General features: G+C 34.3%; 25 protein-coding genes. 21 read left to right on the forward strand and 4 right to left on the reverse strand.

The annotated features are described in order from the left end of the window. Positions 1-221: 221 nt before the first annotated feature. The 3 genes from SLW70_RS13535 to SLW70_RS13545 all read right to left on the reverse strand — a co-directional run bounded on the left by SLW70_RS13535 (position 222) and on the right by SLW70_RS13545 (position 2,240). On the reverse strand, positions 222-734 hold the full coding sequence (locus SLW70_RS13535) for a hypothetical protein (RefSeq protein ID WP_320889107.1): 513 nt from the start codon (positions 732-734) through the stop codon (positions 222-224). Positions 735-751: 17 nt separating this feature from the next. Beyond that, positions 752-988, reverse strand: coding sequence for a hypothetical protein (locus SLW70_RS13540; protein WP_320889108.1), 237 nt, complete (start codon positions 986-988; stop codon positions 752-754). 82 nt (positions 989-1,070) lie between these two features. Then, a complete protein-coding gene (locus tag SLW70_RS13545; RefSeq protein ID WP_320889109.1) occupies positions 1,071-2,240 on the reverse strand; it encodes a THUMP domain-containing class I SAM-dependent RNA methyltransferase in 1,170 nt (389 codons plus the stop codon). A gap of 487 nt (positions 2,241-2,727) precedes the next feature. Between SLW70_RS13545 and SLW70_RS13550 the strand changes: the two genes are divergently transcribed. The 20 genes from SLW70_RS13550 (at position 2,728) to SLW70_RS13645 (ending at position 19,070) form a co-directional block, all read left to right on the forward strand. Further along, positions 2,728-3,492 (forward strand): class I SAM-dependent DNA methyltransferase, encoded by a 765-nt coding sequence (locus SLW70_RS13550; RefSeq protein WP_320889110.1) that lies wholly within the window; start codon positions 2,728-2,730, stop codon positions 3,490-3,492. Between the two features lie 78 nt (positions 3,493-3,570). Further along, positions 3,571-4,239, forward strand: a complete 669-nt coding sequence (locus SLW70_RS13555) for a ZIP family metal transporter (protein WP_320889111.1) — start codon at positions 3,571-3,573, stop codon at positions 4,237-4,239. A 355-nt stretch (positions 4,240-4,594) separates the two neighbouring features. After that, complete coding sequence (locus SLW70_RS13560) at positions 4,595-5,581, forward strand: hypothetical protein (RefSeq protein WP_320889112.1); 987 nt, start codon at positions 4,595-4,597, stop codon at positions 5,579-5,581. A 25-nt stretch (positions 5,582-5,606) separates the two neighbouring features. Then, entirely contained in the window at positions 5,607-6,269 is a 663-nt protein-coding gene (locus SLW70_RS13565; protein WP_320889113.1) for a hypothetical protein, read from the forward strand. A gap of 494 nt (positions 6,270-6,763) precedes the next feature. Next, positions 6,764-7,453 carry a nuclease-related domain-containing protein gene (locus SLW70_RS13570; protein WP_320889114.1) on the forward strand — a complete coding sequence of 230 codons (690 nt, stop codon included), beginning with the start codon at positions 6,764-6,766 and terminating at the stop codon, positions 7,451-7,453. Positions 7,454-7,711: 258 nt separating this feature from the next. Continuing rightward, positions 7,712-7,954: a hypothetical protein gene (locus SLW70_RS13575; protein ID WP_320889115.1), complete on the forward strand. Its 243-nt coding sequence runs from the start codon at positions 7,712-7,714 to the stop codon at positions 7,952-7,954. Further along, positions 7,945-8,259: a type II toxin-antitoxin system RelE/ParE family toxin gene (locus tag SLW70_RS13580; protein ID WP_320889117.1), complete on the forward strand. Its 315-nt coding sequence runs from the start codon at positions 7,945-7,947 to the stop codon at positions 8,257-8,259. Before SLW70_RS13575 ends, SLW70_RS13580 begins: the two co-directional genes overlap by 10 nt. Positions 8,260-8,835: 576 nt before the next feature. Then, positions 8,836-10,725, forward strand: coding sequence for an NADP-dependent phosphogluconate dehydrogenase (gndA, locus tag SLW70_RS13585; RefSeq protein WP_320889118.1), 1,890 nt, complete (start codon positions 8,836-8,838; stop codon positions 10,723-10,725). Between the two features lie 24 nt (positions 10,726-10,749). Beyond that, entirely contained in the window at positions 10,750-12,021 is a 1,272-nt protein-coding gene (locus SLW70_RS13590; protein WP_320889119.1) for an Nramp family divalent metal transporter, read from the forward strand. 102 nt (positions 12,022-12,123) lie between these two features. Further along, positions 12,124-12,786 carry a FadR/GntR family transcriptional regulator gene (locus SLW70_RS13595; protein WP_320889120.1) on the forward strand — a complete coding sequence of 221 codons (663 nt, stop codon included), beginning with the start codon at positions 12,124-12,126 and terminating at the stop codon, positions 12,784-12,786. 1 nt (position 12,787) lies between these two features. After that, the gene (locus tag SLW70_RS13600; protein WP_320889121.1) at positions 12,788-13,918 is read left to right on the forward strand and encodes a polysaccharide lyase family 7 protein; all 1,131 of its coding nucleotides are present in this window, start codon (positions 12,788-12,790) and stop codon (positions 13,916-13,918) included. A gap of 11 nt (positions 13,919-13,929) precedes the next feature. Continuing rightward, positions 13,930-14,697 carry a 3-oxoacyl-ACP reductase FabG gene (locus SLW70_RS13605; protein ID WP_320889122.1) on the forward strand — a complete coding sequence of 256 codons (768 nt, stop codon included), beginning with the start codon at positions 13,930-13,932 and terminating at the stop codon, positions 14,695-14,697. Positions 14,698-14,912: 215 nt separating this feature from the next. After that, a complete protein-coding gene (gene murQ, locus SLW70_RS13610; RefSeq protein WP_320891801.1) occupies positions 14,913-15,722 on the forward strand; it encodes an N-acetylmuramic acid 6-phosphate etherase in 810 nt (269 codons plus the stop codon). Between the two features lie 17 nt (positions 15,723-15,739). Then, a complete protein-coding gene (locus SLW70_RS13615; RefSeq protein ID WP_320889123.1) occupies positions 15,740-16,201 on the forward strand; it encodes a hypothetical protein in 462 nt (153 codons plus the stop codon). Further along, complete coding sequence (locus SLW70_RS13620) at positions 16,202-16,423, forward strand: DUF6095 family protein (protein ID WP_320889124.1); 222 nt, start codon at positions 16,202-16,204, stop codon at positions 16,421-16,423. Continuing rightward, positions 16,423-16,995, forward strand: a complete 573-nt coding sequence (locus SLW70_RS13625; protein WP_320889125.1) for a pentapeptide repeat-containing protein — start codon at positions 16,423-16,425, stop codon at positions 16,993-16,995. The genes SLW70_RS13620 and SLW70_RS13625 overlap by 1 nt, the downstream gene beginning before the upstream one ends. A 127-nt stretch (positions 16,996-17,122) precedes the next feature. Further along, positions 17,123-17,704, forward strand: coding sequence for a DUF1572 family protein (locus SLW70_RS13630; protein ID WP_320889126.1), 582 nt, complete (start codon positions 17,123-17,125; stop codon positions 17,702-17,704). Between the two features lie 21 nt (positions 17,705-17,725). Continuing rightward, positions 17,726-17,860: a hypothetical protein gene (locus tag SLW70_RS13635; protein WP_320889127.1), complete on the forward strand. Its 135-nt coding sequence runs from the start codon at positions 17,726-17,728 to the stop codon at positions 17,858-17,860. Between the two features lie 2 nt (positions 17,861-17,862). Continuing rightward, on the forward strand, positions 17,863-18,237 hold the full coding sequence (locus tag SLW70_RS13640; RefSeq protein WP_320889128.1) for a DNA topoisomerase IV: 375 nt from the start codon (positions 17,863-17,865) through the stop codon (positions 18,235-18,237). Positions 18,238-18,284: 47 nt separating this feature from the next. Then, the gene (locus SLW70_RS13645) at positions 18,285-19,070 is read left to right on the forward strand and encodes a TerC family protein (protein WP_320889129.1); all 786 of its coding nucleotides are present in this window, start codon (positions 18,285-18,287) and stop codon (positions 19,068-19,070) included. An 87-nt stretch (positions 19,071-19,157) separates the two neighbouring features. Here the strand turns inward: SLW70_RS13645 and SLW70_RS13650 are convergent, their stop codons facing one another. Next, entirely contained in the window at positions 19,158-20,810 is a 1,653-nt protein-coding gene (locus tag SLW70_RS13650) for a sulfatase (RefSeq protein WP_320889130.1), read from the reverse strand. 376 nt (positions 20,811-21,186) lie between these two features. Here SLW70_RS13650 and SLW70_RS13655 point away from each other — a divergent pair, with 376 nt between their 5' ends. Next, positions 21,187-22,830, forward strand: a complete 1,644-nt coding sequence (locus SLW70_RS13655; protein WP_320889131.1) for a DUF6377 domain-containing protein — start codon at positions 21,187-21,189, stop codon at positions 22,828-22,830. Positions 22,831-22,917 lie beyond the last annotated feature (87 nt).

A 22,917-nucleotide genomic window follows, 5' to 3' on the forward strand; every position in this document is an offset into this window, starting at 1 on the left:
TCAAATTATTGAAAAATTAGTGGATTTTTTAGTATATGTATCCGTAATCAGATTCTCTTAAAAATGGGAATCCTAATTTAAAAGCAAAATATCAGTCTAAGCCGTTCGAATACCTTATATAAGCTCCATTTCGACAAGCTCCATTTCGACAAGCTCAATGTGACAATAGGTTAAAATTAATTATTCTTTTAATTTCACCCAACGTGTCATTTGTGATTTCCCTAAGCATGTAGTAAATCTACAATGCGATCGCCTTCTGTTTTATAAGGACCATCAAGTGTAGGATCATTTTGCTTAAGTGTTTCTATTTGATAAAAACAGGTATCAATTCGGTTTTGTAAAATACCTTTGTCTGCTGTTTGCCAATATTCACCTTCGTCATTGACTTTTAAGTTGTCAAAGTAGTTTTCAACCGACTTTAAAAATTCCACTATTTTGATGTGAATAGCAATGTCTGCAAATTGCGTTTTGCAATATTCTTGAATGTAATTATTCTCGTCAAACTCTAACAGCAAAGGGTCGGTATTATCATGAGGCTGAATTCTGATTCCTTTGGTTGGTCCTGAATAGTCCCACTCTTCCCCATCTTTGTGACGCAATAACAGTTTTTCTGTTTCAGTAAAAAATTCATGCTCCATTTTGTTCGCTTCCGCAAAAGCTTTGGCGTCAAGCATTATTTTTTCATATTCAAAATCTGATTTGAGTTTTCCCTCAAAATGTATTGTAACTCCCATATTTTAATTTTATAACCTTAGCCTATTTCGCGAACGCCTTTCATAAATATCCACTTCATAAACAAACGCTCACCCTCTTGTGTCTTAATGGCTTTGAATTTTGGAGACAACAAAGTCGCCACTACAAAAGCGGTCATTGGAATCCATAATCCAGTCAAATGAGTGTAAACCGCTACCAAATAGCGTACAGAAATAAACAAGATAGCAAAACAACCCAATTGATACAAAAACGCTCTAACTTCTAATTTTGTCATAATAAATAAGTTTCAGGTTTTAGGTTTCAGGTTTAAAGTTACAGCTGAGAACTTTAAACATGAAACTTTAAACAAAATTTAATTAACTTTCCGTATTCGTTTGAAACTTTGTACGTTTACTTCCTTCGTACATTTCGTATTTCACCAAACGAGATTCGATACTCGCATTGAACAATTTAATTTTGCGGGAAGGTTTTAAACCTACATACTTCAAAGCTTCCAAGTTACCCGTGATGAACCAAGCATTAGTCCCTGGATAATTTTTCTTCAAGGTATCGCCAATGTTTTTGTAGAATTCCTCCATATGAATGTCCAAACGCTCGTCATAAGGTGGGTTGAAAACAATATGCAATTTCCCCTCGGTATTTTTTTCAGTGTCAAAGAAATTTTCTTCTTTGATACTAATGTACTCTTCTAAGTTCGCATTTCGAATATTATCCTTTGCTTTTTGAACCGCTGATGGTGCTTTGTCATAACCTGTAATGGTATGATGAAACTCACGCACTTTACCCAACAAACTATCGGTGATTTTGTCAAACAAATCATTATCCCAGTCTTTCCATTTTTCGAAAGCAAATTCTTTACGATTAATGTTCGCAGGAATATTACATGCAATCATCGCCGCTTCGGCAAGGAATGTTCCAGAACCACACATAGGATCCAGAAAATCCGTTTGACCATCCCAACCTGAAAGCAACAAAACACCTGCCGCCAAAACCTCGTTAATAGGAGCAATATTCGTTGCGATTCGGTATCCACGTTGGTGCAAAGAATTCCCAGAGGTATCTAAGGCCACCGAAACTTGGTCACGGTCGATATGAATATTGATACGCAAATCCGGAAACGCTTTGTCAATACTAGGACGTTGCCCCATACGCTCTCTAAACTGATCCACAATCGCATCCTTACATTTTTGCGAAACAAACTCGGTATGTGTAAAAATAGTCGAATGCACCGTTGCATCAATCACAAAAGTCTGATTGGCATTGATATACTTTGACCAGTTAACACCCAAAATACCTTTATACAAGGCTTGTTCGTTATTCGCTCTATAAGTATAAATCGGTTTTAAAATCTTCAAAGCCGTACGCAATGACAAATTGGCTTTGTACATAAAACCTTTATCGCCCTTAAAACTTACCATTCGCACCCCTTGCTCAACCTCTTGCGCACCAAGTTGTGTCAATTCTTTGGCTAGTATTTCTTCAAAACCATAAAAGGTTTTGGCAATCATTTTAAAATTATCTTCCATGTGTATGTATCCCGTAATTCTGTTTTTTAATCAAAAAGAGAATTACACTATTATTAATTTTATTGTAAAAGCTACTAATCTAAATCATTTTTTTAAACACATAGGAACATAGGTTTCACTGAACTTAAAAAACGCTTTGCTTCACATAGTAACACATAGCATCTATGTTATTTACAATATTTTCACTTTCCCAGTTACCCCTATAAAAACAATATCGAATATTATAGTTTATCATACTTTTAATAAGTAGTCTTATGTCCACGCAACTATGATTTTCTATCTCAAGCAGAGCGACTTAATCATAAAGAATAGCCTATGTTCCTATGTGTTTAAAAAAATCTATATATTTAGAATACAAATTTTTATTAAAGTCCTAAATCCCCTTTTGTGCAATTTGTGGCAAACTTTTTTAACTGTTCACAACAGTAAGCAATATTTCAGCAAAAATACACTAAATTTGCCGGATAGAATAAATTGAAAAGAATAAATGTCTTCAGAACAAAAACCGATTACAACAAATACAGAACAACCTACAAAAACATGGTTCAGTTCTTGGTTCGATACTCCATACTATCACATCCTTTATAAAGAAAGAAATTACCGTGAAGCCCAGCTTTTTATGGATAATTTAACGCATTATTTAAACCTGCCTGAAAAAGCAAAAGTGCTAGATTTAGCCTGTGGCAAAGGCCGCCATGCTATTTATTTGAACCAATTGGGTTTTGACGTTATTGGAGCTGATTTATCGGCTAACAGTATCGCCGAAGCTTCCAAAAACAGCAACGACAGCTTACACTTCAAGGTACACGATATGCGCGAACCTTTTGAAGAAAAGTACGATGCCATCTTCAATTTGTTTACCAGTTTTGGGTATTTCGAAAACGACGAAGACAATCTAACAACCTTAAAAGCCATCAAAGATAGTTTGACAGACTACGGTTTTGCGGTGATTGACTTTATGAATGTCAACCATGTCATTAATAATTTAGTGCCTGAGGAAGTAAAAACCGTGGACGGAATCGACTTTCACCTAAAGCGTTATGTCAAAGACGGTCATATTCACAAAGAAATTGACTTTGAAGACAACGGACAAAAATTTCATTTCACCGAAAAAGTCCAAGCCATGACCCTTCAGGATTTTCAATCGATGATGGACGAAGCAGGAATTTACCTTTTGGATATCTTTGGAGACTACAAATTGAAGAAATTCCACAAAACAGAAAGCGAACGATTAATCATGATTTTTAAGTAAAAAGGTTTAATCGGTTAACTGGTTAATCGCTTAACCCCTAACCGATTAACCGATTAACCACTCTATCAACAAATACAGATGAACTACATCTTACCCCTACTTTCTGTCCTTTTTGGTTATATCATTGCATTGCTTTTAAAACCAAAAAAGAAAACAAACCTCAAACTCTTATTAGCGTTTAGTGGTTCGTTTTTGTTGTCATTGACCGTCATGCATCTATTGCCAGACGTTTACGAAAGCCATAATAGCAACATCGGAATTTGCATTATGTTGGGTATTTTATTCCAAATCATCCTAGAATTTTTCTCCAAAGGTGCCGAACACGGACACGTACACGGACATCCTAATATGTCGCACATTCCGTGGTTGTTGTTCATCAGCCTTTGTATTCACGCCTTTCTGGAAGGTTTCCCCGTAAGTCATCACGATGATTTAGCCATCGGGATCGCCATTCACCACCTTCCAATTGCTATTATCCTAACTACTTTTTTCATCAATGCACACCTAAATGCCAAGGCCATTTTTGCCTTCATGATCACCTTTGCCATCATGACGCCACTAGGAACCTTAATATCCGATTTCATGCCCGTCCTCAACGACTATTACACTGAAATCACCGCAGTTGTCATCGGGATTTTATTCCACATCTCCTCGACCATCATCTTCGAAAGTAGCGAAGGACATAAATTCAATGTCGCCAAAGTTTCGATGATCGTTCTCGGAATCGTATTGGCTTACTTCTTATAAATTTGGGCGTGACCCTCCGTAAAAACTACGGGTCGGGCTATTCGTTTCAATCTTGTGGCGGCATAAATGCCCGCCGCCACAAGGATTTCCACTGCTATCCCTCACGCGGGATTCTGGTAATAATTTTGTCTGAGGTTATTTTATTATTTGTGCTACCTTAAAAAATTGCTTCAACTCTTTTCCATGTAAGAAATATTTTTATTTTTGTACTGTGTTATTAAAAATTACACGCATAAATTCAACAAAAACTTGCGCTTAATATGCCATTTTTGAATAAAACTGGTTTAGTTTATGCGACTATAAACTAGTTAGTGGCAATTAGCCCAAAAAACGTGAAACCAAAACCGAAATAAAAATGAAAAGCAAATTATTTACAATTTTAGCATTAGTAATCTCACTTAACATTTTTGCTCAATATGATGTTGATATAAACAAAACTAAAAGAGTAACTGGAAAGGAAAGAAGAAATAATGAACAGCAAAAAAGAGAAGAAACTGGTGGCTGTAAATTTATTCCATTTCACGATTATACAGTAGGAATGAAATTCTATTTTCCAATAGATAATTCAAAACTTCGATTTGACGAGTATGGATATGATAAATATTATTCCGTAGAACAAATAAAGAAAAACAAATTTCAAATCAATAAAATAAAGTATAAAAATATTTCTGGTAAGTTATTTGAAATTATAAAAATTGAAGAAAGAAAACCAGGTTACAGAGAATATACTTACATTACTTTAAAACAAGTTGATAGTTCATTTACAATTGAGCATAAATCTATGTTTGACAGAATATTTCTTAAAAGTCAATGGGAAAAAGATGAAACAGATGGTCAAGTTTCCGTTTTACCTGATGCTATTTATACTGGAGAAATAGATAGTTTCAAAGAAAAGTTTCTAAACAAAGAATTTTATTCAAAAGTTTTAGTGAAAGGAAAAAGATATCAGAAAGTAAAAATTATAGAAGTTGGTGCAGGAACTGAAAACCAACCAATAAGAGCTGTCGTGATAAATGAAAAAGGAGATAAAGAACAAATTGACTTTTGTACCTGCGGTACAAATGTTTCTTCTGTTTATCTTAATTCAAATACTATGAATAATTATTTTTCAACTGAAAATCCAAAAGACAAATTTAAAGGAAAAGATGAAAATTGGGATTTGATTTGTGAGAAAAAATTAAAAATTGGGTTTACCGAAGATGAATTGATATGGTCTTGGGGCGGTCCAGATAGCATAAATGAAACAACAGTATCTGGAAAACAACACAAACAGTTTGTGTATTCAAATCAATATGTTTATTTAGAAAACGGAATAGTAACATCATTCCAAAGTTCGAAATAACTCAAATCTTTAAAGTATCATATTAATGATGGATAATTCTGAAATAAATTTACTTAATGTTGTTAAATCAGACCAAATTAAAGAAATTACAAAAGATTTAACTGAAGTTACTATCGATGCTTTTTTTAGTGATGGAATATTGAAGGATATTCCAATCGTTGGAACATTTTTTAATTTATACAATTTATCACAAAATATTTCAAATTCATTTTTTACAAAAAAAATCTTAAAATTCTTATTTGAATTGAGTAGCATTTCAAATAAAGAAAGATTAAATTTTATTGAGCAACTTGATAATGAGAACGAAAGTGCAAAAATTGGAGAAAAAATATTAATTATCATCAATAAGTTAGATGATGTTGATAAAGCTACCATTTTAGGAAAATTATTTAAGCTAACAATTGAGGGTAAAATTGAAATGGAAACTTTTATGCGACTTTCTTTTATGGTTGACAGAGTTTATTTGGAAGACTTAAAAGTGTTAAGAGACAATGAATATTTAGAAAATATTGATAACGATATAAAACATAATTTATCACAAGTTGGTATCCTAAATCAAACAATAAAAGACAACAGAGACCACGAAGAATATGTTTATAAAAATACGGGGAGAAGAGAATTTTATCCACCAAAATTTGAATATAAAATCAGTGATTACGGTAACATTTTAAAAGAAAACTCACAGTAACTACCACTAACAGGCATTTGGCAAGATTGGGGTTTTAGGCTTAACCCAACTGGTGCTCGTTTGTCTACACAATCTGGTGCACAAGCTGGTGCTCGATTGCATCGAGTACCTACTTAAATTAAAAGCAAAAATCGTAGCGTTTTTAACGCGGATAACTAAACACGAATAACTTTAAATAGTTGTTTCTGTTTTTTTACTGTTGTCCTCTAAAAACACAAAACATTAAATTACGTTTTGAGGAAAGTAACCGCGTTAAAAACGCTTAGTTTAGTACTCAAAAGTAAGTAGGTACTCGATGCAATCGAGCACCAGAATCACTGGAAATACTTTGTCGAGTTACTTGCGGAGATTGCTCCTTCGTCGCAAAGACAAGATTGGGGTTACTGTGACTCACAACTTTGTGAATCAACCTATTTTCTTTGAGTATCTTTGTAAAATAATAACTCTCACTTTGAGCTTGCAATTCGATACAAAAACTATGTAATAATTTGATTATGATTGTTTTCGGAATACTTCTAATTTCATTAATTTTCCTTTACTTCTTTCGTAAGATAAAGGATAGAAAATTATTAGCGACTGTAACAAAACGTCACCGAGGAACAAAAACAGAACGACAATTAGTTTTAAAACTTCTTAAATCGGGATTTCCAGCACAAACCATTTTCCATGATTTATATATAAGGAATCGATATGGTAACTATTCTCAAATTGATGTAGCAGTTGCTACCAAAGTTGGGATAATTGTGTTTGAAGTGAAAGATTATAGTGGTTGGATATTTGGAACAGGACATCAACAAAAATGGACTCAGGTTTTGGCATATGGAAAACAAAAATATTATTTCTACAATCCTATACTTCAAAACAAAAAACATGTTGAAGATTTAAAAACGAAACTAACCGATTTTCAAAATATTCCTTTTTATTCCGTTGTTGTTTTCTTTGGAAATTGTGAATTTAGAGATGTGAGTTTCATTCCAAAAGATACTTTTCTAGTTAAATCAAATAGAGTAATCGAGGTGGTAAAAAAAATCATTAATGAGAATCAACCAGCAATTTACAAAAGCAAACGGGATGTTGTTAATGTATTAACTACCGCCGTTTTGAATGGGGACAACAAGGAAATTTCAAATAAGCATATTGAAAACATAAAAGACATGCTGGGAAAAGATAGAATTTTCGATTAACCTGATGCGCAGATATTCATCTGTGCCCACAACAATAAGCAAATAACGTATAACCATACTTTGTCGAGTTACTTACGGAGATTGCTCCTTCGTCGCAAAGACAAGATTGGGGTTACTGTGACTCAAAACTTTGAGAATCTTAGCGTTTTTTCTTCGTGTATCTTTGTGAAATAACCATAAGCGACTCCTAAAAAAGTTTACCAAATTAATCTTAATCCTTAAATAGATTTTGTAATTTTGATTTAAACTAATGAAGTTATGAACTTAGAAACCAGAAAATTATCATTCATTCAAGAAATTCTCAAAATCCAAAGTGAGAAAACTATTGCTATGCTTGAAACTATTTTGAAAAATGCTAAAGAAACTTCTGAACTTGAGAATATCGAACCAATGTCTGTTGAAGAATTCAATCAACGCATTGACAAATCTTTGGAAGATTCTAAAAAAGGAAACTTAACCGAAGTAGAGGATTTAATTTCGGAAATTGAGAAATGGAGCTAAAGATTTACTGGACCGATTTTTCAAAAAAAGAACTCCAAAAAATTTTCGAATACTACAAAGTAAAAGCAAGTTTAAAAGTTGCTAAAAACTTTACAATTGGAATTGCCAAAGAAACTTTAAAACTAAAAAAACAGCCTGAGATTGGACAAATTGAAGAATTGTTGATAGACAGACCCAATCAATTCAGATATTTAGTTTATAAAAATTACAAAATAATTTACTGGATAAACACCTCTGAAAATCGAATAGAAATCAGTGATGTTTTTGATTCTCGACAAAATCCAGTAAAAATAAAGCGAACTTAATAAGTCTGTTTACCCCAACTCGGTAAAAAAATAACAAATAACAATACTTTGTCGAGCTACTTGCGGAGATTGCTCCTACGTCGCAAAGACAAGATTGGGGTTACTGTGACTAAATACTTTGTGAATCTTAGTGTTTCCTTTGCGTGTCTCTGTGAAATAATAAAGTACACATTTGTATCTTCCTTCGTCGCAAAGTAAAGATTGGTTTTACTGTGCCTTAAAACTTTGTGAATCTTAGTGTTTTCTTAGAGTATCTCTGTGAAATAAAAAAAAACTCATTTAAATCTTTCTTTACAACAAAGACAAGATTGGGGTCACTGTGACTAAAGACTTTGTGAATCTTAGTGTTTCCTTGGAGTGTCTCTGTGAAATAATAAAATAGCTCATTTGAATCTTCCTTCGTCGGAAAGGAAAGATTGGGGTTAGTGTGAGCTGTTTTTTTACTTCTTAGTCAATCATTCTACAACTATTTTCTATAAAAAATAGATTATCAAGTTATTATACTAAATAAATTACTTATATTTGGACACCCATACTGGAAAACCAGTTTGGGCAGCCAAAAAATAAACTATAAAAATGAGCGCAACTATTATTTATGTTATGGGAGTTTCGGGTGTTGGAAAAAGCACTATTGGAAATAAATTAGCTGAATCCTTAGACATTCCATTTTTTGATGGTGATGATTTTCACCCTGAAGCTAATGTTTTAAAAATGTCAAGTGGCCAACCTTTAAATGATGATGATAGATTAGGCTGGTTGCAAACACTCAACAAATTAGCAATTAAGCATCTCGCTGATAAAGGTTGCGTAATTGTTTGCTCGGCTTTAAAAGAGAAATATCGAGAGCTTTTGAGCACCAATATTCAGCAAAATACAAAATGGGTTTTTCTTCATGGTTCTTTTGAGCAAATTACCGAAAGGATTAATGGCCGTAAGGGACATTATATGAAGTCCAATTTATTGCAGTCTCAATTTGATATCCTTGAAGAACCAAAAGAAGCAATTAAAATAGATATAAGTTTAACTCCTGAAACGATTATAGAAGTGATAAAAAAAGAACTACAGCCAAAATCTGAATTTGGTTTATTTGGGCTTGGCGTTATGGGTAAAAGCCTTAGTAGAAATCTAGCTAACAAGGGATTTAACATCTCTTTATTCAACAGACATGTTGAAGGCTCAGAAGAAAATGTTGCCGTAAATTTCAAGAACGAGTTTGCAGCATTAGCTTCAGCTAAAGCCTTTGACAATTTAGAAGCTTTTGTAGCTTCGTTGCAAACACCTCGAAAGATCATGCTTATGGTCAATGCTGGTAAAACTACAGACTATGTTATCGATGACCTCCTACCGTTCCTCTCTGAAGGTGATATCATCATTGATGGCGGAAATTCAAATTACCATGAAACGAAAAGAAGATTTGACGATTTAAAATCAAAAAACATTCATTTTATAGGCGCTGGTGTTTCTGGCGGTGAAGAAGGTGCTTTAACAGGCCCATCTATAATGCCTGGAGGCGATAAAGAAAGTTACAAAGAAGTCCAACCATTTTTAGAAGCTATAGCGGCAAAAGACCTAAACAACCTAGCTTGCTGTACTTATATTGGAACCGAAGGAAGTGGGCATTTTGTCAAAATGGTTCATAATGGGATTGAGTATGTTGAAATGCAATTACTCGCCGAAGTTTACACTATTTTGCAAGCTCAAGGCAAAAATCCAGACCAAATTGCTACAATTTTAGAATCTTGGAAACCCACTACAAACAGCTACTTACTAGAAATTACTATCGATATTTTACGTAAAAAAGAAGGCGATGATTGGTTAGTAAATAAAATAATGGACAAAGCTGGAAATAAAGGTACAGGAAACTGGACCACCATTACCACCGCTGAGTTAGGAGTACCAAGCACCATGATTGCTTCGGCATTGTTTGCACGTTATACTTCGTTTTATAAGGATGAAAGAACCACAGCAAGTAACAAACTAAGCTCCGATATTGATACTAGTTTATCTCTTGAAAACGATACTATTTTACAAGCCTACCAATTTGCTAGAATCATCAATCATTACCAAGGTTTTAAATTAATCCATGAAGCTTCTATCAACTACAAATGGGGTCTGAATTTAAGCGAGTTAGCTAGAATTTGGACCAACGGTTGCATCATCAAATCAGACCTTATGGTAGACTTGGTGACTGTGTTTAAAAACACTAATAATCTATTAACTGATGATGGTATAACCCAACAATTAAAAGCATTAAAACCAGGCATTAAAAAAGTAGTTTCGGACTGTATTTTAAACGAAATAGCGATTCCTAATTTATGTGAATCCATAAATTTCATAAACAGTTTTGCCGTAGCCGATTGCTCCGCAAATATAATTCAAGCGCAAAGAGATTATTTTGGAGCGCACACCTACCAACGAAAAGATGATGCTACTGAGCAGTTCTATCATACCAATTGGAAAAACTAACTAACCTAAAAAAACTACTAAATTATGCCAACATCAGCACATAAAAAATCGTTTCTTAAAAAAATAATCGCCCTTGTTTTAGGCTTCGGGCCAGGTATTTTTGCCATCGGTTATACTATTGGTACAGGCAGTGTAACTTCTATGATTGTTGCAGGAAGTAAATTTGGAATGCAATTATTGTGGGTGCTTTTGTTAAGTTGTTTGTTTTCGGGAGTATTAATGTTTGCCTATGGAAATTATGCCTTGATTACTGGTGAAACTGCCCTTTTTGGATTCAAAAAACATTTAAAATTTGGTAAACTTTTAGCCATTTTAATCATTATCGGAATAACGTTTGGGCAATGGAATTCACTCATGGGTATTTTAGGTATTTCATCCAATATCATTTTTGAAATATTAGCCATAAACTATGAAGGTTTGATTCCGTATAAGTATGAAACGGTTTTGATTACAGCCATAACTATAATCGTTACTTTTTACTTATTGATGTTGGTTGGAAAGTATTCATTTTTCGAAAAAATCCTTGTCATTTTTGTAACACTTATGGGCTTATCATTTGTATTGTCATTATGTTTTGTTCAACCACTTTCTATTGATGTGGTCAAAGGATTAATCCCTACCATACCCGAAGTTCCTGGCGGTAAAATGTTGGTCGCAGCTTTTGTGGGTACCACTATGGCCTCTGCTACCTTCTTATCTCGACCGCTATTTGTAAAAGGGAAAGGTTGGACGATTAAGGATTTAAAACAACAGAAAAAAGATTCTATTACAGCAGCAATTTTGATTTTCATCATCAGTGCTACGATTATGGCAGTAGCTTGTGGCGCATTATTTCATGAAGGAAAAGTTGTGACTCAAGTTTTGGACATGGCCAATACTTTGGAACCCGTTGCTGGTAAATGGGCTGTAAGCATCTTCTTTATCGGAGCCCTAAGTGCTGGCTTATCCTCTATTTTTCCTTGTTTATTAATCGCACCCTTATTAATCGCCGATTATCAATCAGGAACCTTAGATACCAATTCACGACAGTTTAGAATCATTACAGCAGTTGCTTCGTTAGTTGCTTTGATAGGACCTATTTTTGGAGCCAATCCTATTGAAATTCAAATTCTATCGCAGGTATTTAATGTATTTGTTTTGCCAATTGTTGTCCTCGGAATTATCCTCATGCTCAGTAATAAGAAAATAATGAAAGACTATAAGACTAGTTTAGGAGTTTATATAGGACTCTATGCCGCCTTCTTCTTTTCTTTGGTGATTTCATACAACGGTGTATTAGCCCTTTTAGATTATTGATATTTATTCAAAAATGAATCTAAAAAAGAAAATTGCGTAACCAATATAAAACAGTCCATCACAGTGAAAATAAGTTTGATAGATGAAAATTCAAATCGAATCATGCAGAATGCTATCATCTGCCAAATTCGAGATTTGATTAATGCTAAAAAATTAGAGCGCGGAGACAAATTGCCTTCAGAGAGAATGATGTCTGAGAAATTTAATGTGAAAAGAAATCATATTAGAGAAGCTATTCGAAGGTTAGAATTTTATGGAGTGGTCAAATCAATGTCTCAAAGCGGTACTATTCTAGCTATTGGATTAGTTGGGTTTAACGGTATCGTTGAGGAAATAATCGCACTAGATGCTCCTTCTTTTAATGAACTGGTAGAAACTAGAATATCCTTAGAGCTAGAAACGGTTTGGTTAGCATCTCAAAGACGAACAGAGGCTGATTTAAAACGCATAGAAGACGCATTAAACGCTTTTAAAACTAAAATTATAGCTGGTGATGATTATTTAGAGGAAGATTTACTATTTCATTTAGCAATCGCAAAAGCCAGTAAAAACAGTACTATGGTTTCCTTAATGCTTTTATTAATACCACCAATTCTTAAAACCTATGAGCGAGATACGGTTTGTGAAGGCGACCAAGTAGATTCTGAAATTAAAAAACATGAAGCTATTTTTTTAGCGATAGAATCAAATGACCCCGAACTTGCAACAAAAATGATGAACGAACATTTTACAAAATTATCAAACCATATAAAAAACAGCCATTAAAATGAAAAGACCAACAAAAACTAGCAATCAAAAAATGATTACATCCGTATCCAAATTACTAATTTTAAGCACCTTGTTAATCCTAGGCAGCTGTAAAGACAAAAAAAATGAGACTGCAACTGATGCTACTGCTACAGAAGCTGAAAAAACAGTTCACCCTAGTGAAGTTATTCCCTTCTTCGATCATTGGAAATTGATTTTGGGTGATGGTACAAACGCAGGTATTGCCAATAATTTCACCAATAAAGATTACTTTTTTACCATAAATGAAAATGGAACCAATTGGGTTGTTTTCAAAACTCCAAATGCGGGTCAAACTCACGGAACCTCAAACAATACCAGAACCGAATTGGCCCAAATAAAAAAATGGTATCCCAAAACAGCCGATGATAAATTGACGGCTACCTTAAAAGTAATGAACGTTTCTTCTACGGGTGATGCTCGTGTAGCAGCTTCGCATGCGGTAGTTGTAGGTCAAATTCATAGTGCTGATGCCTTTGAAAACGAACCTCTAAAAATCTTCTACAAAAAATTTCCTGGTCATACAAAAGGTTCAGTGTTTTGGCATTATGAAATCAATACCGCTGGTGATGATAATGGGAAACGTTGGGATTTTTCTACAGCTGTTTGGGGAAATGACTTTTCGGTTGTTGGTCCTACAGCAAATAGCTATCCTGCAGAACCTAAAGATGGTATCGCATTAGGCGAAGAGTTTAGCTATAGTGTCGAGGTTAAAGATGGTATTATGAAATTGACTTTTACAAGTGAAGGACATGAAACCAAAACATTTACAAAAAACTTACTCGTGTCAGATTATGCCACGACAGATAAAATCCCTATGCAAATACAAAAAATGTATTTCCCACTTGGTCAAAACGGAGTGGAACGTAAAAATGCCTACACTGACGAAGGTCTTTTCTTTAAACTTGGGGCATACAATCAAACCAATGGAAAATCTCCTGAAATCAATAAAAACTGGTGTTCTGGTGCCGAAACTCATGGTGGAGATGTTCAAAAACAGTACAAAGATGGGAATTATGCTGAAGTTTGGTTTAAAACTGCCTCTATCTCGGTAAGTGATAAAGCGGTTTCAAATGAAGGCTATTTCAATAAAAATGATCATAAAAAATAATATACAAGAAAATGGAAAATAATAAATTAACAAATAAGAACGTCTTAATTACTGCTGGAGCTCAAGGAATTGGAGAATCAATCTCTAAGCACTTTATTGATAGTGGAGCGAATGTTGCTATTCACTATTTTTCAAGTGCTGATACTGCCAAAGAATTGGTAAAATACGCTAACAGCAAAGGACAAAAAGCAATGGCAATAAGTGGTGACCTAACTAATGAAGCTGATGTTACTGCAATGGTTGAGAAAACAGTTGCCGAACTTGGTAGTCTGGACATACTAATAAACAACGCTGGTTCTCTAGTGGCACGTAAAATGTTAAGCGAAATGGAAACAGAATTCTGGCATAAGGTTATGGACATCAACCTTACGTCTATGATGTTTGTGACTCGTGCTGCAGCTCCATATTTGGCAAAAAATGAGAACAGTAGTATTGTTAACTTAGCATCACTCGCTGGACGTAAAGGTGGTCATCCAGGGTCACTTGCTTATTCTACTAGCAAAGGGGCTATCTTAACTTTTACTAGAGCACTTTCGGCAGAATTAGGACCTCAAGGTACTCGAGTAAATGCTGTTGCTCCAGGACTTATTCTTGGTACTTCGTTTCACAATACGCATACAACAAAAGAATCTGCGGATGCAACAACAGCGAGCATTCCAATTCAAAGAGCAGGTAACGCAGCTGATGTAGCTCGTGCCGTTTTATATCTAGCGTCAGAATACGACGGTTTTATTACAGGTGCTACTCTCGACATTAATGGCGGAGTATACAATATGTAATTAATTAACTGGCGCTAGTCTTTTTTACACTATCTATTGTTTGGTTAAAGCGTGGATACCCAAAACAGAAGTGACTTTAAATAGTTGCTTCTGTTTTTTTTTATTATAGTTCCTTTTTGAAAAACTAATGATTCAAATGTAAATCAAAGCGAAATCCTATTATACTTTTCAAAAAGATAGTACCTTTGAGTTTTTGTAATTTAGAACCTCAAAAAATGACTTTTACTAAAACTACAGAGCAATCCTCAAAATACGAGCATTTAGAAAAAATGTCTGTCAGCGAACTTTTGACTAACATCAACCGAGAAGACCAAACCGTGCCTCTTGCTGTCGAAAAAGTACTTCCTGAAATTGAAGCTTTGGTCACACAAATTGTAGCCAAAATGAAAAAAGGCGGTCGTTTGTTTTATATTGGCGCTGGAACTTCGGGACGTTTAGGCGTTGTGGATGCTTCGGAATGTCCTCCTACTTTTGGAGTGCCTTTTGATATGGTGGTTGGAATTATAGCTGGCGGTGACACTGCCATTCGTAGAGCTGTAGAAAATGCCGAAGACGATGCTACTCAAGCTTGGATTGATTTGCAAGAATTCAATATCAATGCTGACGATGTCGTAATTGGAATTGCAGCTTCGGGAACAACACCTTATGTGATTGGTGGATTACAAATGTGTAATGACAGCGGTATTATCACGGGTAGTATTTGTTGTAATGCTGGAAGCCCTATTTCGAAAACAGCACAATATCCTATTGATGTGGTGGTAGGTCCTGAGTTTGTAACAGGAAGTTCTAGAATGAAAGCAGGAACAGCACAGAAGTTAGTTTTAAACATGATTTCGACCGCTACCATGATTCAGCTAGGAAAAGTAAAAGGAAACAAAATGGTCGATATGCAATTAAGCAATAGCAAATTAGTCGATCGCGGTGTCAAAATGATAATGGGAGAAATTCCTGTAAGCTATGACGAAGCATCCGAATTATTACGTAAATTTGGCAGCGTTCGTAAAGCCGTTGACAACTGGAAATAATACTGTAGTTTATCAAAATGAAAAATTTAATTACCCTACTATGCTTGTTACTATCGCTAGTAACATTTTCACAAAAAATAGAAAAAGAAAAAGGACGCTTTTTTATCGAAGGCAAACAAATTTCATCTAGAGAGGCACGTGAATTAATAGCATCAAATACCGAAGCTTTAGCGCTTTTTAATACCGCCAAAAACAAAGAAGCCTTGGGTGGTTTCTTTATGGGATTAGGAAGTGCCTTAGTTGTACTTGATGTTGTTATCGGAGCATTTTCGGATGTGCAATATCCTACGGCTGCCACATATGGTGGACTCGCTTGTTTGGCTGTCTCTATTCCTGTTATCGTTGGGAAAAGAAAAAAAATGAATCACGCCATTGAACTCTATAACGAAGGTTTGCAAAATTCAGGAATTAATCATTCGGAACTAGAACTTAATGTTGTTGGCAATCAACTGGGCTATGGCTTACAATTAAGATTTTAAATGGGGACAAACAAAGAGCTATTAGGCAAAGGAATCAAATATTTATCTGGGGCTTTACCCCTATTATTTATTGGCCCCTCTGTGATTTATAATGCATTTATGAATCAACAGAATATTTGGCACTATTTGGTTTTAGCTGTTGGTATCACTGCTTGTATTACCGCTGTCATCTTAATGTTTAAAGGGTTGCAATTCATCATGAAATCCTTATTTAACGACTAATGGAAGAATTACTTCATATCCAAAAAACCTTTGAAAAAGTCGCTTTTATCAACAAAAGTGTACACAATCGAGAATTTGAAGATTGCATTTTTAAAAACTGTGATTTTTCAAATAGTGATTTCTCTAACAATACTTTTATGGATTGCCAATTTATCGATTGCAATCTTTCGATGACCAAATTGATAAAAACGGGCTTGAAAACCGTTACGTTTACCAATTGCAAGCTAATGGGAATTGAATTTCATGCTTGTAATGATTTTTTGTTCCAAGTTAGTTTTCAGGATTCTGTTTTGGATTATGCTTCTTTTACCCATAAAAAGATGCCTAAAACTACGTTTTCTAACTGCTCTTTAAAAGAAGTAGCTTTTATGAATACTGATTTATCTCTTTCAGTTTTTGATAATTGCAATTTGGCCGGAGCTATTTTCAATAATACACAATTGAAAGAAGTGAATTTCACTACCGCTTACAATTACAACATCGACCCCGAATTTAACCCCATGAAAAAGGCTCGATTCGCTTCGGATGGAATTCTGGGTTTGTTACGAAAGTACGATATTAAAATTGTGTGATTTTGTTTGGAACACAGATCTAAGAAATTTGAATAATTTAGAGGAATCTTTTTGAAGTTTTAAAGGGAATTTCAGTTCGTCTAATTGTAAAGAGTTTCGTAAATTAGACTGTTTAAAAAATGACACTATGGAAACGAATACAATATACCTGGAAAGTGTAAAAAAACAGTTTTTGTACTATAAAACCATAGGCGAAAAAGCTATGGAACAACTAGAACCGCAACAATTGTTATTTCAAACGAACGAAGATACCAATAGCATTGCTACTATTGTCAAACATATCTCAGGAAATATGCTTTCGCGTTGGACTGATTTCATGACAACCGATGGAGAAAAGGAATGGCGTAATCGCGATGGAGAATTTGAAAATGATTTGGATTCCAAAGCAGCTGTTTTAGAAGCTTGGAATAAGGGTTGGGATTGCTTGTTCGGTACTTTAAACAGTTTGCAACCCGAGGATTTAACAAAAATCATCTACATCCGAAATGAGGGACACACGGTAATAGAAGCCATCAACAGACAACTGGCGCATTATCCGTATCATGTGGGACAAATTATTTTTTATGCCAAAGAATTGAAAAAAACGCCTTGGGACAGCTTATCAATTGCTCGAAATAAATCTGAAAATTATAACGCAGATAAATTTGCCAAAGCCAAAGAAATTAAGAACTTTACCGATGACGAATTAAAGCGATTAAATAACAAATAACGTCTTTTGCCCCAGTTGGAAATGGAAAGCCCGGACGGAATAAAACTATTTTTTCTTGGTAGAAAAGAGCGACCAGAGGAAGCTCCTTTTATACCATTAGAAAAAAAGGTTTATGAAGGAGGACTTGTAATGGACAGCTGGATAAGGCCCAAATAATAATGAAAAAATTACTCCTATTAGTTTCTGTGTTTAGCCTTTTGGTTTCTTGTATGCAGGCAGAACGCAATTGTACCGACTTTAAAACTGGAAAATTCAAGTTTGAACACGAGGTCGATGGTGTTATCAAAACAACCTTTTTTGAACGCAATGACAGCATTGAAATTGAAACTTACGAAGGAAAGACCGATACGGCTTCCATACGCTGGGTGAACGATTGTGAATACGTGCTGACAAAGTTAAATCCTAAATCGATGGCCGAAGAAAAAGCAGTGAACATCAAAATTTTATCTACTAAAGACAATAGCTACTTATTTGAATTTGGAATTGTTGGTATGGCTCAAAAACAACGTGGAACAGCGACAAAACTTAACTAAATACTGATTACCAACTGATTAAAAACAAAAAACTTAATTAAATTAAAATGGAAGTATTCTTGAATCCAGATGCTTGGATTGCCTTATTAACCCTGACTTTTCTAGAAATTGTACTAGGGATTGACAACATTATTTTTATCTCAATTGCCACAGGAAAACTACCTGAAGAAAATCGTAAAAAAGCGACCAAAATAGGGATGTTTCTAGCGATGTTTATGCGAATTGTGCTTTTGTTTGGTATCAACTTATTAATACAAATGAAAGAACCTTGGTTTACGATTGATTTGAGTTGGTTCTCAGCAGGAATAACAGGTCAAAGTTTGATTTTACTCGCTGGTGGATTGTTTTTGATTTACAAAAGCACCAATGAAATTAGAGAAAAAGTAGACCATAAAGGTGAGGAAGAACACAAGATTGAAAATGCTGCAAAAAAATCATTTCAATCTGTGATTATCCAAATTATTATGATTGATTTAGTATTCTCATTTGATAGTATTTTGACCGCTGTAGGAATGACAAATGGTGTTGAAGGGGCGCTTTATATCATGGTTACAGCAGTGATTATTTCTGTATTAATAATGATGCAGTTTGCTGTTCCTGTGGGGACTTTTGTCAACAAAAACCCTTCGATACAGATATTAGGTTTGGCCTTTTTAATTTTGATTGGAATGATGTTATTGACTGAAAGTGCGCACTTATCCAATGCCTTAATCTTGGGAAGTCACGTTACTCCAATCCCTAAAGGATATTTGTATTTTGCCATTTCATTCTCTTTATTTGTTGAAATGTTGAATATGAAAAGCAGCCGAAAAGCAAAAGACCTAAAACAATAAATATATCTATTCAAGTTCTTACTTGACATTACAAAAAAAATGGCTGTCGTATTTGACAGCCATTTTTTATACTCACTAGTTCTAAACTTAGTTTTTATACCCTTTTAAACTTGATTGCCATCCTCCATTGAAGGTAACCATCAACTGTTTAACCAACTTTGGATTTTGTTTCGCAATATTTACACTTTCTTGCGGGTCTTTTTCATGATCAAACAATTCTACAAACAGTGGTTCATTTTTAGGAAAACGTCTGTCTTTCCATACGACTAATCTATAACGATTGGTACGCATTGCATATCCCATTACAAAATCTTCAAAAACTTGACGATCCCATTTGTCTCCCATTTGGGTTTCGATTTTAGTCTCAATTTTTTTGATTAGCGGACCAAAGAATGAATTACGAAATGGCGGCGTAAAAGGCCTCGCTGCCCACTCACGCATTGCTGGATTTGGAAACAAACTAAAAGCAGCCTCTTGCCATTTTATCGCTGGATTTTTCAATACCGGAACAATACTATGTCCTTCTAAATGCTCTGGACGTTTTAAGCCTGCTAAGTCTGAAAGAGTTGGAAAAATATCTACCATTTCTACCAAAGCATCAGATTTTTGCCCTTTAACTTTATCTGTAACTCCAGGAGCGACAACGATAAAAGGGACACGAGTTGCTAGTTCATAATTGGTTGCTTTACCCCAATAACCCATTTCACCTAAATTGAAACCATGATCTGACCACAATACAATAATGGTATTATCATATTCCCCTGACTCCTTTAAGGCAGTAATCATTTTTCCTAACTGTGCATCGATATAACTAATACAAGCATAATACCCATGGCGCAATTTACGCTGTAATTCTGGTGAAAAAGGTTCCGTTTTAGGCATATCAGCACCTACGCGCACCTCTAAAGACTCGGACAATCCCATGGCCGCACCGTCTTTAGGTGGATTCACCTGAGTGGCGATTGGAATAGTCGCTTCATCGTATAAATCCCAATATTTTTTTGGAGCAATCCAATCTAAATGTGGCTTATGAAAACCTAAAGCCAGAAACCAAGGTTTACTATCATTTTTAACCAAGTCCTTCAAAGTAGCAATAGCCGAATTGGTATTTTGACCGTCCTCATAAGTATCATCAGGCACATCGGCACATTCAGTATCTGGACCTTTGGCGAGCCAGTTTTCACGAATCATTTTTTCACCATACTTTTCCTCTAGTTCAATTTTATTTTTAAGATACATCAACTGATTTTCAGGCAAGGCATAGCCCCCAGTTTTTTCAACGGATTCTCCTTTGGTTTTTACTCGAATAGGTTTACGACTCCATGAAAGGGCATCATCAGTATATTTCCCGTGAAAAACTTTTCCTGTATAAACCGTTTCATAGCCATTTTCACGAAAGTGTTGCGGAATCGTTTTTATACTTGGACAATTCAATCTAAAATCTTGAAACAAATCAATTACATTAATTGTCTCAGGTCGCGCTCCCGTCATCAAACTAGCACGCGATGGACCACAAATAGCCTCTTGACAATAAGCACGATTAAATTGCACTCCAGATTGTGCCAAGGCATCAATATTAGGAGATTTTACCACATCCGAACCATAACAACCTAAATCCGCACGAAGATCATCCACTGCTATAAAAAGTACATTGGGTTGTTTCTTTTTTTGGGCGCAAATACTAACAGTTGTGAAGATTAACCCTGCTAGAAGCAAACTAAAAAAACTTTTATTTTTCATTAATTAAAATTTTAAAACACCTTCAAATTCACGAAAAGTAAGCCTATTTTTGAATTTAAGAATGTAAATCATTATTGGACTTACAAATTAGTAAAAAATAAACTGAACTTGCTTCGTAGAATTTACCTATAAATACATCTAATTTACCCCAACTCAGAATAGAGATAAAAAAATTGTAGTTAGTAAACAATCTTGAATCTATTTAAAACAGAAATTATTCTTATTGAGCTAGGTTTCCTTACTAATTTCTTACATGCACTTAAATTACCCTCTAGTCATTAAAAGTTTGTTTAATAAGTGCTATATTCTACTCATAAATATTAATTATTAATTATTTTAGCAGTAACTAAACCTACTAAAACTAAACCCTACTAAAATGCATAAATTTCAAATTACTGTTATTGCTGTACTTTTACCTCTACTCCTATTTTCACAAACAGAAATTAAATCGCTACTAAAAGAATTAGATGCTACTATTGATAACAGCCAACAATACCAAAATGAGAAAGAATCTGAAATAAAAAAGCTAATTGAACTCAAAAAAATAACTACAACTGAGGTTTTAAAATATGAGGTTTACGAGAAGTTATTTAAGGAATATCGGTTTTACCAATCGGATTCTGCGATAAGTTATGCTCGAAAAAGCATGCAGATTGCCAATAATTTAAACGATTTAACAAAAATCAATACCACCAAGTTAAACCTTGCTTCGATTATGGGTACATTAGGAATGTACAAAGAAGCTACTGATATATTGAATAAAATTAATATCAAAGCTACTCCAGACCTTAGAGGTGATTATTATGGTGTCTGTAGTACCTTATATCTTTCAATGTCGGATTTTGCGGCTACTTCGCAAGAAAAAAACAACTACATTGAACTAACCAAAAAATATAGAGATTCCAGTTACAACTTTTACCCTAAAACATCAGAATCATCAATTATTCACCAAGCTAACAAATATTTTGAGGAAAAGAAATATGGTGATGCGCTTCCATTATTAACAAATTATTTTTCAAAAATAAAAGATAATAATACCGATAAAGCGATAGTAGCCTACCTAATTTCGCAAGCTTATCAAAAACAAAAAGATTTTGGCAATGAAAAAAAATGGCTCATCATTTCGGCAATCTCCGATTTGAAATTAGAAAAAAAAGAATACATCTCTCTTCGTTCTTTGGCCTATATGCTTTATGAAGAAGGAGATATCGACCGTGCGTACAAATACACTAAACGAACGCTGGAAGATGCCTTATTTTGCAATGCCCGCTTAAGAACTTTCGAAATTTCGAAGATGATGCCCATCATCAATGAAGCCTATCAAAAACAAAATGAGACCAATCGCAAACAGCTGATTCTGTTTCTTGTAAGTGCTAGTATTTTATCCTTATTCCTTTTAACAGCTTTGGTTTTATTATTCAAACAAATCAAAAAATTATCCAAAGCTAAATATGAAATAAGTTTAGCCAATAAACAATTCAAAGTTCTAAATGAAGAATTGAAAATAGCCAATGAAAAACTGAATGAAACAAACCATACTTTAAAAGAAGCCAGTCTAGTTAAAGAAATATACATTGGTCGTTATATGGATCAATGTTCTGTTTACATTAGCAAATTAGACCAATACAGACGACAATTGAATATCATGGCGGCTAGCGGAAAAATGACCGAATTAGTCCGTGCCATTAAATCGGATGAGTTTATTGAGAAAGAACTTAAAGAATTCTACAATAATTTTGACAAGACCTTCTTATTGCTTTTTCCAAATTTCATTGGCGACTTTAGTAATTTGCTTACTGATACTGATGACATCAAATTAAAACAAGGAGAACTTATGAATACTGAATTGCGAATCTTTGCCTTGATTCGTTTAGGAATATCTGATAGCGCTAAAATATCCGAATTTTTACGCTATTCATTATCTACTATTTACAATTACAGAACCAAATTAAGAAATAAGTCCTTAGGTCCTCGTGATGAATTTGAAGCGAATGTAATGCGAATTGGAACCAACAAATAGCAAAATGTTTATCATCCAAAAAAGGTCTTTACGCTTAAAATAAGCATAAAGACCTTTTTTAGCACTACCTCTCTACTACTTTTTTAA

This window comes from Flavobacterium sp. NG2 (genome assembly GCF_034119845.1).
Lineage (GTDB): Bacteria > Bacteroidota > Bacteroidia > Flavobacteriales > Flavobacteriaceae > Flavobacterium.

Coding starts and splice junctions, on each gene's coding strand:
- SLW70_RS13535 (WP_320889107.1), bottom strand. CDS start 734: ATGGGAGTTACAATACATTTTGAGGGAAAACTCAAATCAGATTTTGAA.
- SLW70_RS13540 (WP_320889108.1), bottom strand. CDS start 988: ATGACAAAATTAGAAGTTAGAGCGTTTTTGTATCAATTGGGTTGTTTT.
- SLW70_RS13545 (WP_320889109.1), bottom strand. CDS start 2,240: ATGGAAGATAATTTTAAAATGATTGCCAAAACCTTTTATGGTTTTGAA.
- SLW70_RS13550 (WP_320889110.1), top strand. CDS start 2,728: ATGTCTTCAGAACAAAAACCGATTACAACAAATACAGAACAACCTACA.
- SLW70_RS13555 (WP_320889111.1), top strand. CDS start 3,571: ATGAACTACATCTTACCCCTACTTTCTGTCCTTTTTGGTTATATCATT.
- SLW70_RS13560 (WP_320889112.1), top strand. CDS start 4,595: ATGAAAAGCAAATTATTTACAATTTTAGCATTAGTAATCTCACTTAAC.
- SLW70_RS13565 (WP_320889113.1), top strand. CDS start 5,607: ATGATGGATAATTCTGAAATAAATTTACTTAATGTTGTTAAATCAGAC.
- SLW70_RS13570 (WP_320889114.1), top strand. CDS start 6,764: ATGATTGTTTTCGGAATACTTCTAATTTCATTAATTTTCCTTTACTTC.
- SLW70_RS13575 (WP_320889115.1), top strand. CDS start 7,712: ATGAACTTAGAAACCAGAAAATTATCATTCATTCAAGAAATTCTCAAA.
- SLW70_RS13580 (WP_320889117.1), top strand. CDS start 7,945: ATGGAGCTAAAGATTTACTGGACCGATTTTTCAAAAAAAGAACTCCAA.
- gndA (WP_320889118.1), top strand. CDS start 8,836: ATGAGCGCAACTATTATTTATGTTATGGGAGTTTCGGGTGTTGGAAAA.
- SLW70_RS13590 (WP_320889119.1), top strand. CDS start 10,750: ATGCCAACATCAGCACATAAAAAATCGTTTCTTAAAAAAATAATCGCC.
- SLW70_RS13595 (WP_320889120.1), top strand. CDS start 12,124: ATGCAGAATGCTATCATCTGCCAAATTCGAGATTTGATTAATGCTAAA.
- SLW70_RS13600 (WP_320889121.1), top strand. CDS start 12,788: ATGAAAAGACCAACAAAAACTAGCAATCAAAAAATGATTACATCCGTA.
- SLW70_RS13605 (WP_320889122.1), top strand. CDS start 13,930: ATGGAAAATAATAAATTAACAAATAAGAACGTCTTAATTACTGCTGGA.
- murQ (WP_320891801.1), top strand. CDS start 14,913: ATGACTTTTACTAAAACTACAGAGCAATCCTCAAAATACGAGCATTTA.
- SLW70_RS13615 (WP_320889123.1), top strand. CDS start 15,740: ATGAAAAATTTAATTACCCTACTATGCTTGTTACTATCGCTAGTAACA.
- SLW70_RS13620 (WP_320889124.1), top strand. CDS start 16,202: ATGGGGACAAACAAAGAGCTATTAGGCAAAGGAATCAAATATTTATCT.
- SLW70_RS13625 (WP_320889125.1), top strand. CDS start 16,423: ATGGAAGAATTACTTCATATCCAAAAAACCTTTGAAAAAGTCGCTTTT.
- SLW70_RS13630 (WP_320889126.1), top strand. CDS start 17,123: ATGGAAACGAATACAATATACCTGGAAAGTGTAAAAAAACAGTTTTTG.
- SLW70_RS13635 (WP_320889127.1), top strand. CDS start 17,726: ATGGAAAGCCCGGACGGAATAAAACTATTTTTTCTTGGTAGAAAAGAG.
- SLW70_RS13640 (WP_320889128.1), top strand. CDS start 17,863: ATGAAAAAATTACTCCTATTAGTTTCTGTGTTTAGCCTTTTGGTTTCT.
- SLW70_RS13645 (WP_320889129.1), top strand. CDS start 18,285: ATGGAAGTATTCTTGAATCCAGATGCTTGGATTGCCTTATTAACCCTG.
- SLW70_RS13650 (WP_320889130.1), bottom strand. CDS start 20,810: ATGAAAAATAAAAGTTTTTTTAGTTTGCTTCTAGCAGGGTTAATCTTC.
- SLW70_RS13655 (WP_320889131.1), top strand. CDS start 21,187: ATGCATAAATTTCAAATTACTGTTATTGCTGTACTTTTACCTCTACTC.